Origin of the sequence: Brevundimonas sp. (assembly GCF_016742135.1) — a bacterium.
Lineage (GTDB): Bacteria > Pseudomonadota > Alphaproteobacteria > Caulobacterales > Caulobacteraceae > Brevundimonas.
In genome coordinates, this window is record NZ_JACVCG010000005.1 from 91,324 (window position 1) to 103,981 (window position 12,658).

Below are 12,658 nucleotides of genomic sequence, written 5' to 3' on the forward strand. Positions count from 1 at the left end.
CTCAGAGCTCCCGCGGCGTGGAGGCCGGCGGGGCCGCCGGGCTGGTGCCCAGTCGCCGGGCGATGGCGGCCTGCAGGTCGTCGGCGAAGCTCTCCAGCCGGGCGGTGAACTTGCCCGCCTCGATCGAAAAGGCGTTGTAGGCCATGTAGGCGGGAATGGCCGCCGCCAGACCGATGGCCGTGGCGAACAGGGCCTCGGCGATCGCCGGCGCCACGGTCGTCAGATTGGTGTTGCCCGCCGAGGCGATGGCGTCAAAGGCGTTCATGATGCCCCAGACCGTGCCGAACAGGCCTATGAAGGGGCTGGACGTCGCCACCACCGACAGCACGCCCAGACCCGCCTCGATCCGCTGACTTTCGCGCGCGATCAGACTGTCCAGCGCCCGGTCTATGCGCGAGATCAGCAGGTGGCTCTGGGCCTCGGTCATCGTCTGGCGGGCGCGGGCCTCGCGCCAGTCGGTGACGGCCACCACCAGCATGCGCGGCAGGATGGGATCGGGGTTCGGCCCCGCCTGATGCGCGATTTCCTCAAGCGACCGGCCGGACGAGATGGCCTGTTCAAACTGGTCCGCCTGCCGCTTCAGGGCGGCGAACCGGAACAGCTTGTCGATGATGACCGCCCACGACCAGATCGAGGCCACGGCCAGGCCGATCATCACGGCCTTGACCACCCAGTCGGCGTGCATGAACAGATCGACGGGATTGAGCAGGGAGGCTTCGGCGGGCACGGTCATGGATCGATCCTGGGAACAGCGTCACGCCCTTTGCAGCGTCAAGGCGTGACCATTTGATGGCGGATTAGCGGGCTCCGCGCCCGCCGTCATCCCCCTGCAACCGGCAAGGGCGAAAGCCAGGGCGTGACGGCGGCGATCAGGGCCGGCGTGGGCCGGGTGGGCCGACCGTCCGGGCGGATGCAGACCGCCTCGACCCCGGCCCGGCACAGCACCTCACCGGCCCGCTCGATTCGCTGGTCGATCTGCATGCGCGGCCCCTTCATGGCGTCATAGGTGGTGATCACCTGAAGCGCGTCATCGATCCGCGCGGGCCGCAGGAACTCCAGCGACATCTTCGACAAGACAAAGGCCAGCGGCCGGTCCCCGTCCAGTAGCTCGGCATGCCCGATCCCGGCGGCCCTCAGAAAGTCTGACCGCCCGCGTTCGAAGAACCGGACATAGCTGCCGTGGTAGACCAGCCCGGTAAAATCCGTGTCCTCATAATAGACCCGCACCGGAAGAATGTGCGCGCGCCCGTCAAAACGGCCCGCGGTCGGATGGTCGCTCATTTCGCGCCTCCGAACAGGCCGCCCTGCTCCGGCGGTCGGGGCGGTTCGGCCAGACCCAGATGGCTGTAGGCCTTCGCACAGGCCATGCGGCCGCGCGGCGTGCGCTGGATGAAGCCCTGCTGCAGCAGATAGGGCTCGATCACATCCTCGACCGCATCGCGCGCCTCGGCGATGGCGGCGGCCAGGGTGTCCATGCCGACCGGCCCGCCGCCATAGTTTTCGATCAGGGCCTTCAGGAAGCGCCGGTCGAGGCTGTCCAGCCCGGCCTCGTCCACCTCCAGCCGCGACAGGGCCCGGGCCGCCACCAGCCGGTTAATGGCCGGCGCACCCTCGGCATCGGCAAAGTCCCGCACGCGGCGCAGCAGACGCCCGGCCACACGCGGTGTGCCCCGCGACCGGGTGGCGATCTCGCGCGCACCGTCCTCGGCCATGGCGGCGCCCATCTTGCGCGCAGCGCCCAGAATGACCTTCACCAGTTCATCCGGACTGTAGAATTCCAGTCGGAGCGGAATGCCGAACCGGTCGCGCAGCGGCGTGGCCAGCAGGCCCGCCCGCGTCGTCGCCCCCACCAGGGTGAAGGGCGCCAGATCGATCCGCACCGAGCGCGCCGACGGGCCTTCGCCGATGATCAGGTCCAGTACATGGTCCTCCATGGCCGGATACAGGATTTCCTCGACCGCCGGGTTCAGCCGGTGGATCTCGTCGATGAACAGGACGTCGCGCGGTTCCAGATTGGTCAGGATGGCCGCCAGATCCCCGGCCTTGGCGAGGATCGGCCCGGATGTGGCGCGAAAGCCGACGCCCAGCTCCCGCGCCACGATCTGCGCCAGCGTCGTCTTGCCCAGGCCCGGTGGTCCGAACAGCAGCACATGGTCCAACGACTCGCCCCGCCCCCGCGCCGCGTCGATAAAGACCTTCAAATTGCCCTTGGCCTGCGGCTGCCCGACGAACTCGTCCAGCGTCTGCGGTCGCAGCGCGCGGTCATAGGACTCGCCGGGGGTGGCATCCGCAGAAATGATGCGCGCGTCGGTCATCGAATGGGCACCACGGTCGGAGGGGGCGATCTCGTCCGTTCAGGACGGTTTCCTGCAAGGTGGAGGAACCCGGCAACCCCGTCGAAGTCCGCCGCGTCCGCCGACGCCTGTCCGTCGAACGCACAAACCTGGCCGACCATTCCCCACTGGGGACCTCCCTGCATGATCGCATCCGAACGGAGGTCTGCTTCGTGCAGCAGTGCACCGTCGGCGCCATAGAACCTGCGGCTGACGTAACCGTATCGATCGCGCTCGCAGTCCACCTTGAACACCGTAGAGACCGCAACCGCGGAGGGATAGGCGCGCGCAGCTGCCGAATCATCGATCAGGATTTCAGTTTCGAGCCAGTCTCCATCGAACCGCCTGGACTGCAGCAGTTCTGCTGCTGGAACCGAAGTCCCTTCGAGCATACGCCCGATGCCCACAGCTTGGGCAGAGGACACAGGCGCAGGATCCTGGGCGCAGGACGCCGATGGAACGGTCAGGATGGCGATCATCAACATCGCTGATTTCATCTGGATCTTCGGCCCCACAGCACTCATCGCCCCAGCTCCTGCAGCGCCGCGCGGATGACGGCGGACAGGTCAGCGTCCTCACCCAGTCGGATCAAGGCCTGATCCACAGCGCGGCGGGCATTGACCTCGACCACGCCCAGTCCCAGCAGGGCCGCCACGGCCTCACCCGTCAGGGAGGGCGCCGTCGGCGTCGCGGCAACGGGTCCGGCGCCCGCACCGATCGCCAGACCGCCGCCGCCCAGAGGCTTGCCCTTCAGCTCGGTCACGATCCGCAGGGCCAGTTTCGGCCCCACGCCATTGGCGCGCGCCACGGCGGCCTTGTCCTCGCGCGCGACCGCCGCCGCCAGATCACCGGGCGGCAACACGTCCAGCACCGACAGGGCCGCCTTGGGCCCCACACCCTGAATGCCCGTCAGGGTGCGGAAGGCCTCCCGCTCATCCCGGGCCAGAAAGCCGTACAGGCGCGGGCCGTTCTCGGCGGACCAACTGCTCTCGATGTGCAGGGTCACCTCATCGCCCGGCGCCGGCATTCGCCCCAGCGTCCGCGCCCCGCACGCCACGACATAGCCCACGCCCATACAGTCGATCAGGCAATGGTCCGCCTCGACCTCGGCCAGCACCCCGCGCAGTCTGCCGATCATGCCGCCCCCGCCAGCAGGGCCCGCTTGCGCAGCTGGGCGTGGGTGATGGCGACGGCCAGGGCATCGGCGGCATCGGCCGTCACATCGCCCGCCGCCGGCAACAGGCGTTTGACCATGAAGGCGATCTGGCTCTTGTCGGCGTGGCCCGCCCCGACCACCGCCTTCTTGATCAGGTTCGGCGCATATTCGGCGACGCTCAGCCCACACCGCGCCGGGGCCAGCATGACCGCCGCCCGGGCATGGCCCAGCTTCAGCGTCGAGGCGGGGTTCATATTGACGAACACCTCCTCGATGGCCGCCTCGTCACAGGCATGGGCGGCACAGATGTCGCCAACCGCCTCCAGCAGGAACAGCAGCCGCTCGCTGAACGGCGCCCGTTCGGGCGGGCTGACGACCCCGTGCGCGACCCAGCGCAGCCGCGACCCCTCGGCCACCACCACACCCCATCCGGTGCGTCTCAGGCCCGGGTCCAGCCCCAGTATGCGAGTCGGTTCGTTCGCCATCCGTTCTATGTGCCCGAAAGAGGGTTAGCGGGCAATGAACTGTCAGTCGTCCCGGGGGGCGAGGTCAAAGCCCGCCACCCCCTTCACCGACCGGATGCGCTCGGCCAGGGCCGCCAGCTCGCGCGAGCGCACTGTCAGCCGCCAGCTCTGGCGCGACAGTCGCCCGTCCTCGATCAGTTCCAGCCGCAGCCGTCTCGGCTCCGGATCGGCCTGTGACAGGGCCGCCTCGACCGCCCCCGCGGTGCCTGCCGATTTCGCATCCCAGCTCACCGCCACATCGACGACGGTCCGGTCCGGCACCCGTCGGCTGACCAGTTTGAGCGCGGTCAGCACCGCCAGCGTCGCCAGCGCTCCGGTCCACCCCAGCCAGAACAGGCCCGCCCCGAACAGGATGCCCAGCGCCGACACCGTCCACAGCGAGGCCGCCGTGGTCAGCCCGTGGATCGAGAACCCCGCCCGGAAGATCACCCCGGCGCACAGAAAGCCGATCCCGGTCAGGATGCCGTGCGCCATGCGCGTGGGGTCGGCGATCACCGCCTGCCCCGGCAGGACCGAGAAATCCCATGCCCCCTGAGAGGTCGAGGCCAGCATCAGCAGGGTCGACGACAGGCACACCAGAATATGGGTCCGGAACCCCGCCGCCCGGCCCCGCCATTCGCGCTCCAGCCCGATCAGCGCACCCGCGATCAGCGCACTCACCAGCGGCAGGCCATAGGTGGACAGCAGATCGGTCATGCGCAGGGCCTCGCGTCAGCTGTGCGTCTCAATATAGGCCTCGACGTCCTTGTTGACCGGTTTGACGCCGGTGATGTGCCGCGCCTGAAAGGCCGCGTATTTCACACCCAGGTCATGGCGCTCGGCAAGGGACGCATTCCGGCGAAAGTCAGTCAGGCCCTGACGTTCCTCTTCGCCCATGTGCTTCGAATTGACGACATTGGCCCGTCCCACCGCCTCGATCCAGGCCCGGCTGCCGACCGCGTGGCGTTCCACGGCCTTGACCGCATCGCGCAGCTTGTTGTGGTCGGTGATGGCGTCCTCGGTCTCGCCCTCGACCGTGCCGTCGTCGGCGTCATTGGCGCCTTCGCCCTTTTTCAGGAGGTCGGGATAGAAGAAGCGCTCCTCGGCCTCCGCATGGGCATCCAGAAAGGCGGCCAGCCGCCCCCAGATCGCCGACAGGGCCCCGGTGTCCGCCGGGTCGATCTGTTCGATCAGCCCGAACAGGCGCCGCTGTTCAGCGTGGTCATCCAGAATCAGCTGGCAGATATCCATGGGGGCCCCGGGGCAAAGCGTTGCGGTTCGCCCTGACCAACCCTCGAAGGCCTCGACACGTTCCGCTGCCGAGGGAAAACAGACGCATTCGCGTGCCGGTTTCCCGTCAGTCTCTCTCGCCCGAATCGTCTAACGGCCCCCGCGCCATATGCCGGACGTGCAGGATCTCGACGGTGCCGTCCGCCAGCGAATAGATGACGCGCAAGGATGTTCGACTGACAGGCAGTTCCCGCGTCCCCTTCGTCTCGCCGACCCGGCCTTTATTGGGAAACTCAACCAATCCCGCGACGGCTTCGAGAACGCGGTCCTCGACCTCAATGGCGGCTTTGACACTGTCGCGGGCGATGAAGTCGACGTGGTCGCGAAGATCAGACTCCGCTCGCCTCGTCCAGATCAACCTCATTCAGCGGCGCGCCAGTCACTCCGGCGGGCTTTCAGGCGGGCGACAACGTGTTCGTGGCTGTGAACGCGACCCGCCGCGATGTCCGCCCGTGCCTCAGCCACTGCGGCCTCTATCTCGCGCCGCTCCGTCACGAACGCCTCGACGATCTGCGACAAGACCGTGCCCACGGAGACACCCCGCGACTCAGCCCATGCGTCGAGGTCCGCCTTGACGGCTTCATCCACGGGAACGGTCACATGAACGGTCATGCGGCAAACCTATGCCAAAAACCGGTGCTGTGCCAGCATCACCCCGCGAACTTCGCCGCATCCTCGTCCGAGATATCCTCGTTGGAATAGACGCTCGAGACGTCGTCTTCGGCATCCAGCGCGTCCAGCAGCTTCATCAGCGTGCCGACCGCCTCGCCGGTGACCGGCACCAGCGACTGGGGCTTCCAGACGATGGCCGTCGACTTCGGATCGCCGAGGATCTTCGACATGGCCTCGGCCACCTCGTTCAGGTCCTCAAAGGCGGTCCAGATGGTGTGGCCCGGAGCCTCCTCATAGATGTCGGGCTTTTCCAGATCGCTCTCGACGTCCTGGGCGCCGGCCTCGATGGCGGCCTCCATGACCGCATCCTCGCTGCCCGCCTCGGCCGGATAGGTGATCTTGCCGACCCGATCCCACATGAAGGCGACGGAATTCATTTCGCCCAGCGCCCCGCCGTTCTTCTTGAAGGCCGTGCCGATGTTCGAGGCGGCGCGGTTGCGGTTGTCGGTCAGGGCCTCGACGATGATGCCGACGCCGCCCGGGCCACGGCCCTCATAGCGGACCTCTTCCATCGTATCGACGTCGCCGGACGAGGCCTTGTTGATGGCCCTCTGGATCACATCCTTAGGCAGGCTTTCGGCCTTGGCATTGTTGACCGCCAGGCGCAGGCGCGGGTTCATGGCCGGGTCCGGCAAGCCCGACTTGGCCGCCACCGTAATGTCGCGCGACAGCTTGGAGAACAGCTTGGACCGCTGCGCATCGGCGCGGCCCTTGCGGTGCATGATGTTCTTGAATTTGGAGTGGCCGGCCATGGTCGTCGTCTCGGCAGTCTCAAGGGAAATGTGAGGCGCGCCGCATAGCCCGGCGCGGCACGCTTGTCACCCATGGCCGCGCGACGGGCCAGGGTGTGTACCCATAAACCGCCGATGCCAAGGGTCCGCTTGCTAGCGGCAAGTCAATGTCCGCTCCCGACCCATAGCTGCCCTAAGCTCAGGCCTTGCATCTTTGGGCCTCGTATCGGACTTTGTTGGGGTTAGAGAAGCTCGCCCCTAACGGGCGCACCGGTTGGCATGGCTGTGTTCGTCTCTTGGCCTCCGGATGTCCGCTTCCAGCTTGCGAGCCGGAGACGATCCAATGACCCGGACCCTCACCACGAAAGCGATCATGTTTGGCGCGGTTGCGGCGGCGATTTTCATGACTGCCGACCCTGCGCAGGCCTGCCGTCGACCGGCAAACTGGACTCCGCCGAGCGAGGCAGAACGGGAAGCCAGCTACCGGGAAATGATCCTGAGTGAAGCATCCACGGTCCAGATTGCCGAAGTGGTCGAGATTGACGCTGAGACCTATTGGCCGCCCCGCATCACCTTCCGCGCGGTCGAAGGGCTGAGTGGAAATGTGATCGAACAAGTGAGCACAGGAGAACTGGTGATCTCGTCTCGCTGTGACGGGATGCCAAATCAGGGTTGGTATGGCCCGCAAAACAGCGTCGGTGACACCGTGGTCCTTGTCTTGGGCAATCGTTTCGGTGAGTTCGGGATCGTCCATGCTGAACTGGTTGAAACCCCTAGAGCGATAGCACTCATATCCTTGGCGCGCGCCTTTCCCTGATGGTCAGATCGGCACGTCCGCTTTCCACCCCCAAGCGACCGTCGGCTTCCGACCCATAGCGGACCTAGGTTTCGTTCCGAGCCGAGCTTTTAATCTGCTCAACACGTTCGAGTTCCAGTGCTTGGTCGCGCGTTCGCCATTCGGTCTTTTCGAACCAGTGGCCGCTTGGCCATATCACTCCTAGGGCAACGGCCTGTGCTTTTAGGGCGTCTAAGTCAGAGACCCTCCGGTAGGCCCAAAGCCTCCAGCGGGTCACCTGAACAGACCAGACTAGCCACGGCCATACGAGTGCCAAGAGGAATAGGAGCAGTGACCATGGACCTAGTCGGTCCAGAACCCCTGGGTTAGCCAAGATAACCCAGGCCAAGATTGCGAAGCCCAAGCCGTAAGCCGCAAGCACCGACCCGTTGACCCACATGACACCCGTCCAAGCGGCCCGGCGCACGCTAATTCTTTCCTGCATAGCTCGTTGACCTCCCGGACGCGGACCTTAGCGGCAACACGTCCGCTATCCACCTTTATGCGACTGGCTGCTTTCCACCCAAAGCGGACCGAAATCATCCCCGGTCAAGCAGGTTGCAAACCCATACATCGGTCTCGTGAACTTGGTCCTCAGGCCGCCGATACCATGCGTTGAAGCATGCGCGGTCGTCGCGCTTGAGCGCGGGGAATGCTCTTCCAAGGTCAAAGTCTGCCGTCCGCATCTCGGCGGGTTGGACAACAAAACACGAAGGCGGCGGAGCACTCGGGAGGCCATCTTTGAGAGGCAGTGAAACTCCCGAGCGTTGAATATCGAACAACCTCGCACCGTTGTTGAGCGCAAAGCAGATGGGGTGTGATCCAGTGTTGAGAAAGCGCACCTGCAATACTGACGATGACGTCTCGGGCTGACTAATCGTGATCTCGAATGGAGGATCGCTGATATGCTGCGAGAGCCCTGCGTCGGACGAGATCGCCGCCAAAAAGATGCCAATCATCTGATTGTTCTCCCACGGCTGAGCGTGTCACGGCAAGTGTCCGCTTTCCACCTCCAGGCCACGGTCGGCTCTCGACCCTGAGCTGACCCCGGCATTCGGCGGATCGATGGCCCTAGGTGGGGTAAATGATGCGGTCAAAAGGTCGATGTCACCGTAGCCGTCGAAATAGCTGTAGGCCTCGATCACTCCTGCGTAGCCGTCTTTGACATAGAGCATGAACTCCAAGGGGTAGGCGTCCGGCCCTACTTCAGAGCGAAGCCATCCTCCCGGGCTGACGGTGACGACTGCGGGTTGCAACGACTTGTCCACAGTGAACTCCGTGTAGAAACCGACCCCAGTGAACTCGCGGGCCGAAACCTCAGCGGTTCTCAACTGCTCAATGAGAGCACGGCTTTCATCCGGGCTGATCTGCTCTGCCAGAGCGACAGCAGCGGCCATCTCAAGCGCAGATAGCTGTTTCATTATGCTAGCCTAGCTCCCATGCGGCTGTCAGCCAACGTCCGCTTTCCACCCCTAGCGGACATTCCGCGAGCCGCTTTTCGGAGGGCACCGCGATCCACCAATGCGAACCCGCCCTAGGCGCGAAGGCTCTCAAGGAACCCGCGCATCTTGTCGTCCACCGGCACCGGACGTTTGGTTTCACGGTCGACATAGACGTGGACGAAGTGGCCGACGGCGGCGGCCTCCTCCTCCTTGTTGCGGAACAGACCGATCTCATAGCGCACCGAACTGGTCCCGACATGGGCGACGCGAACCCCCGCCTGGATCTCGTCCGGAAAGGCGGTCGGGGCGAAGTAGCGACAGCCCGTCTCGGCCACCAGACCGATCACCGACCCCTCATGGATGTCCAGCAGGCCGTTGACCACCAGCAGCCGGTTCACCGCCGTGTCGAACCACGAATAATAGACGACATTGTTGACGTGGCCGTAGACGTCATTGTCCATCCACCGCGTGGAAATGGCCTGGAACCGCTTGTAGTCCTCGCGCCGCGTCCGTTCGATCGTGCCTGTCACCTGTAACCTCCCGCTTTTTTTTCAAGTCGTAGGCGATAACGCGGGATTGCTCCAGCCTTGCGTGGGCAGTGCGGCTCCGACCGTTTCTGACGGACGGGCGTGCCAGTATCGGCGGGATGGAAGCCGTCACAGGAGGTGTTGCAGTTGGAGAAAGTGGAGTCTGATTTCGGAGACTCCACTCCATGCCGGTCGCCGACCCGGGCTTGACGGACGCCGCGTCAACGGGTCCGCATGCGGGCATGGAAACCCGCGCCGCCATTCTCCGCGCCATGGGGGCCGCCCGCCCCTATGCCGACAGCCGCCCACTCTCGATCGAGACCGTGACGCTCGACCCGCCCGGACCGGGCGAGGTGCAGGTCCGCATCCGTGCCGCGGGGCTCTGTCACTCCGACCTCAGCGTCATCAACGGCGACCGGCCCCGCCCCCTGCCGATGGCGTTGGGCCATGAGGCGGCCGGCGAGGTCGAGGTCCTGGGCGAGGGCGTCGATGACCTGTCGGTCGGCGATCATGTGGTCATGGTCTTCATGCCCTCGTGCGGCCACTGCTCGCCCTGTGCCGAGGGCCGCCCCGCTCTGTGCGAGCCGGGCGCCGCCGCCAACGGCCGGGGCGAACTGCTGACGGGCGGCCAAAGGCTGCATGTCGGGGGCGAGGTCCTGCACCACCATCTGGGCTGTTCCGCCTTTGCCGAGCGGGCCGTGGTCTCGCGCCGGTCGCTGATCCGCATCGACCCGGCCCTGCCCTTCGATCAGGCGGCCCTGTTCGGCTGTGCCGTGCTGACCGGCGTAGGGGCGGTGGTGAACACGGCAGGCGTCCGGCCCGGCCAGTCGGTGGCCGTGGTCGGGCTGGGCGGCGTGGGTCTGGCCTCGGTGCTGGGGGCGCTGGCCTGCGGCGCCTCGCCCGTGGTGGCCGTCGATCTCAGCGAGGACAAGCTGGCGTTGGCCCGCACCCTCGGCCCGGTGCACACCGTCAATGCTGGCGATGCCGACGCGGTGGAGCAGGTTCGCGCCCTGACCGGCGGCGGAGCCGAGGTTGTGGTCGAGATGGCCGGCTCGGCCCGCGCGCTTGAGGCCTCCTGGAAGATGACCCGCCGCGGCGGCACGACGGTCACTGCGGGCCTGCCCCCGCCCGATGCCACACTCCCGGTCAATATCGTCGGACTGGTGGCCGAGGAACGCACCCTGAAGGGCAGCTACATCGGCACCTGCGTGCCCTCGCGCGACCTGCCCCGCTATGTCGCCCTGTTCCGTGAGGGCCGCCTGCCGGTCGACCGGCTGATGAGCGGCAGCCTGCCGCTGGACCGCATCAACGAGGGCTTCGACCGCCTGGCCGAAGGCTCCGTCGCCCGGCTGGTGGTGACCCTCTGACGCCTACTCCCAGGTCGCCGGGTTGGGCGAATAGGCGTCCATGGCCTCCAGCAGGGTCCCGACCAGATGGCGCTCCTCTTCCGACAAGGCCGGATGCCAGATGTCGAAGATCAGGATGACCCGGTCCGAGGCGCTGTCGTTCATCGCCTCATGCTCGATGGTGTCGTCAAACACCCAGGCCTCGCCCCGTTTCCAGTGCCGGGTCTCATTGCCGACCCGGAACCGGCAACCGTCCGGCACGATCAGCGGCACATGGCAGACCAGCCGCGTGTTCACATAGCCATGGTGCGGCGGGATACGTGCCCCCGCCTTCAGCTGTGAGAACATCACCTGCGGCGACCGTCCCCTGATCCGGCAGAGCGGGGCATCCTTCAGCGCCGCCATGGTCTGCGGGCAGCGCGTTGCATAGGCGGTCTCCTGCCCGTCCCGCCACAGGAAGCAGGCGCTCCAGTCCATGCTGTCGATCAGCAGGTCGCCAGGCGGTTTGGGCATGTTCGGCATGGTCTGGGCATAAGGCGCAAACGACTCATTCTCCTGCCCCAGCACGCCGTTGAGTTCGCCCAGCATGGCCTCGGTCGCCGCCTCGACCCTGTCCATCCAGGGGAAGTCCTCGCGCCGATAGAACTGGGATGCGGGCAGCTCAGGGTAATAAAAGGCCTTGGGCTGGGGCATGTAGAGGGCCTTGCGACCCAGGGCGAGATCCAGCGCGTGCCGAAACCGAGGATGCGATCGTTCCTCGCTAAATCCCGCGCCGCGTAACTCAGCCTGCAGGGTCTGCAGCATGTCTCCGGTCAGGCGCTGTCGCAGCGCTCGCGCCCTTTCCAGCCCCTCTCTGAGGTCGGCATCCAGTGATGGCGCCGCGCCCTCCAGCAGCCGCATCAGGCCTCCGTAATAGGCATTGGCGTCGCGAAACTCGCCACGCCGACTCAGGATATCTCCCTTGACACAGAGCGCCCTGGCCTCGCGCACATCCAGCGACAGGGCGCGGTCGGCCGCGACCTCCGCGCCAGATTCGTCCCCGGTCTTCAGCAGAGCCTGAGCTTCAAGGCCATATAGGGCCGGTCCCTCTCCACCCCGATCCATCAGGGCACGGACAGCATCAAGAGCCTCTTTCGAACGGCCCTCTGTCAGCGCGGCACGCGCGCTGGCGAGGGTGGCGGTCATATCATCTTGGGTCATGCCCCCGTGTCTAAAGCGCCCGGCGCCCCGTTCCAAGGCTGCGGCCAACCGCTTGCGCTCAATGCGTGGCCAGCTTCCCGAACGTTGTCTCAAGGCTGTTGACCATCTTCTTGAGCGCCCCACTCATGGCTTCCTCAAGCGTATTGCCGTGATCGGTGACGGTCACGGGCGCCAGACCGGTGGGCCGGGCCTCGAGCACGCAACGCTTGTCGCCGGCGGTGTTGCGTGCCCCGTTCTCGTCGCCGAGGTGCATCTCGATCCGGGTCAGGCGCGATTCAAAGCGCGACAGGCGCTGGCGCACCTGGTCCTCGGCATGGCTGAGCAGGGCGGCGCGTCCGTCGACGTCGTTCGTGGTGTTGATCTGAATCTGCATGGAATTCCCTGAATAATGGATGGGTCTGTAGGGCTGCGCGGCTCAGCGTACCTTGCGCGAGCGTTCAAGCACAGGCCGGTGGCCCTCGGCGTCCAGCGCGCCCATGGGGGTTCCACTGCCCTCACCCGGGTGCATCCCTTCGCCGGCGGTCCGGCCCGGATCGGGATGGGCGGGCGGTGCGGCTTCGGCCTTCAGCTTCATGGCCTTTTCGGCCTCGGCCTTCTGGGCGGCATCGGTCATGGCGGGTCTC

At 66.1% G+C, this 12,658-nt stretch carries 19 protein-coding genes; 2 read left to right on the forward strand and 17 right to left on the reverse strand.

Going from position 1 to position 12,658, the window contains the following annotated elements; all coding sequences use genetic code 11:
* Window position 1 precedes the first annotated feature (1 nt).
* From tolQ to IBJ06_RS11445, 11 genes are all read right to left on the reverse strand, one after another.
* On the reverse strand, window positions 2-733 hold the full coding sequence (tolQ, locus tag IBJ06_RS11395; RefSeq protein WP_292160400.1) for a protein TolQ: 732 nt from the start codon (window positions 731-733) through the stop codon (window positions 2-4).
* An 86-nt stretch (window positions 734-819) separates the two neighbouring features.
* Entirely contained in the window at window positions 820-1,281 is a 462-nt protein-coding gene (locus tag IBJ06_RS11400) for a YbgC/FadM family acyl-CoA thioesterase (RefSeq protein WP_292160402.1), read from the reverse strand.
* Window positions 1,278-2,315, reverse strand: a complete 1,038-nt coding sequence (gene ruvB / locus IBJ06_RS11405; RefSeq protein ID WP_292160404.1) for a Holliday junction branch migration DNA helicase RuvB — start codon at window positions 2,313-2,315, stop codon at window positions 1,278-1,280. Before ruvB ends, IBJ06_RS11400 begins: the two co-directional genes overlap by 4 nt.
* On the reverse strand, window positions 2,312-2,857 hold the full coding sequence (locus tag IBJ06_RS11410; protein ID WP_292160406.1) for a hypothetical protein: 546 nt from the start codon (window positions 2,855-2,857) through the stop codon (window positions 2,312-2,314). The genes ruvB and IBJ06_RS11410 overlap by 4 nt, the downstream gene beginning before the upstream one ends.
* A complete protein-coding gene (ruvA, locus tag IBJ06_RS11415) occupies window positions 2,854-3,471 on the reverse strand; it encodes a Holliday junction branch migration protein RuvA (protein ID WP_292160408.1) in 618 nt (205 codons plus the stop codon). Before ruvA ends, IBJ06_RS11410 begins: the two co-directional genes overlap by 4 nt.
* Window positions 3,468-3,974, reverse strand: a complete 507-nt coding sequence (gene ruvC / locus IBJ06_RS11420; RefSeq protein ID WP_292160410.1) for a crossover junction endodeoxyribonuclease RuvC — start codon at window positions 3,972-3,974, stop codon at window positions 3,468-3,470. The genes ruvA and ruvC overlap by 4 nt, the downstream gene beginning before the upstream one ends.
* A 42-nt stretch (window positions 3,975-4,016) precedes the next feature.
* A complete protein-coding gene (locus IBJ06_RS11425; RefSeq protein ID WP_292160412.1) occupies window positions 4,017-4,709 on the reverse strand; it encodes an MgtC/SapB family protein in 693 nt (230 codons plus the stop codon).
* A gap of 15 nt (window positions 4,710-4,724) precedes the next feature.
* Window positions 4,725-5,243, reverse strand: coding sequence for a hemerythrin domain-containing protein (locus tag IBJ06_RS11430; protein ID WP_292160414.1), 519 nt, complete (start codon window positions 5,241-5,243; stop codon window positions 4,725-4,727).
* A gap of 106 nt (window positions 5,244-5,349) precedes the next feature.
* Window positions 5,350-5,646, reverse strand: coding sequence for a type II toxin-antitoxin system RelE/ParE family toxin (locus IBJ06_RS11435; RefSeq protein WP_292160417.1), 297 nt, complete (start codon window positions 5,644-5,646; stop codon window positions 5,350-5,352).
* Window positions 5,643-5,894, reverse strand: coding sequence for a hypothetical protein (locus IBJ06_RS11440; RefSeq protein WP_292160419.1), 252 nt, complete (start codon window positions 5,892-5,894; stop codon window positions 5,643-5,645). The genes IBJ06_RS11435 and IBJ06_RS11440 overlap by 4 nt, the downstream gene beginning before the upstream one ends.
* A gap of 38 nt (window positions 5,895-5,932) precedes the next feature.
* Window positions 5,933-6,706, reverse strand: a complete 774-nt coding sequence (locus IBJ06_RS11445; protein ID WP_292160421.1) for a YebC/PmpR family DNA-binding transcriptional regulator — start codon at window positions 6,704-6,706, stop codon at window positions 5,933-5,935.
* A 322-nt stretch (window positions 6,707-7,028) separates the two neighbouring features.
* Between IBJ06_RS11445 and IBJ06_RS11450 the strand changes: the two genes are divergently transcribed.
* Window positions 7,029-7,502, forward strand: coding sequence for a hypothetical protein (locus tag IBJ06_RS11450; RefSeq protein WP_292160423.1), 474 nt, complete (start codon window positions 7,029-7,031; stop codon window positions 7,500-7,502).
* Window positions 7,503-8,059: 557 nt separating this feature from the next.
* Here the strand turns inward: IBJ06_RS11450 and IBJ06_RS11455 are convergent.
* The 3 genes from IBJ06_RS11455 to IBJ06_RS11465 all read right to left on the reverse strand — a co-directional run bounded on the left by IBJ06_RS11455 (window position 8,060) and on the right by IBJ06_RS11465 (window position 9,492).
* On the reverse strand, window positions 8,060-8,479 hold the full coding sequence (locus IBJ06_RS11455; RefSeq protein WP_292160425.1) for a hypothetical protein: 420 nt from the start codon (window positions 8,477-8,479) through the stop codon (window positions 8,060-8,062).
* 27 nt (window positions 8,480-8,506) lie between these two features.
* Window positions 8,507-8,941, reverse strand: coding sequence for a hypothetical protein (locus tag IBJ06_RS11460; RefSeq protein ID WP_292160427.1), 435 nt, complete (start codon window positions 8,939-8,941; stop codon window positions 8,507-8,509).
* A gap of 113 nt (window positions 8,942-9,054) precedes the next feature.
* A complete protein-coding gene (locus IBJ06_RS11465) occupies window positions 9,055-9,492 on the reverse strand; it encodes a thioesterase family protein (RefSeq protein WP_292160429.1) in 438 nt (145 codons plus the stop codon).
* Window positions 9,493-9,674: 182 nt separating this feature from the next.
* Between IBJ06_RS11465 and IBJ06_RS11470 the strand changes: the two genes are divergently transcribed.
* Complete coding sequence (locus IBJ06_RS11470) at window positions 9,675-10,856, forward strand: zinc-dependent alcohol dehydrogenase family protein (protein WP_292160432.1); 1,182 nt, start codon at window positions 9,675-9,677, stop codon at window positions 10,854-10,856.
* A gap of 3 nt (window positions 10,857-10,859) precedes the next feature.
* On the opposite strand, the gene IBJ06_RS11475 is transcribed toward IBJ06_RS11470, so the two are convergent.
* From IBJ06_RS11475 to IBJ06_RS11485, 3 genes are read right to left on the reverse strand one after another with little or no spacing between them, the layout of a single operon-like run.
* Window positions 10,860-12,035: an aspartyl/asparaginyl beta-hydroxylase domain-containing protein gene (locus IBJ06_RS11475; protein ID WP_292160434.1), complete on the reverse strand. Its 1,176-nt coding sequence runs from the start codon at window positions 12,033-12,035 to the stop codon at window positions 10,860-10,862.
* 58 nt (window positions 12,036-12,093) lie between these two features.
* The gene (locus tag IBJ06_RS11480; RefSeq protein ID WP_292160435.1) at window positions 12,094-12,408 is read right to left on the reverse strand and encodes a hypothetical protein; all 315 of its coding nucleotides are present in this window, start codon (window positions 12,406-12,408) and stop codon (window positions 12,094-12,096) included.
* A 42-nt stretch (window positions 12,409-12,450) separates the two neighbouring features.
* Window positions 12,451-12,648 (reverse strand): hypothetical protein, encoded by a 198-nt coding sequence (locus IBJ06_RS11485; protein WP_292160436.1) that lies wholly within the window; start codon window positions 12,646-12,648, stop codon window positions 12,451-12,453.
* Window positions 12,649-12,658 lie beyond the last annotated feature (10 nt).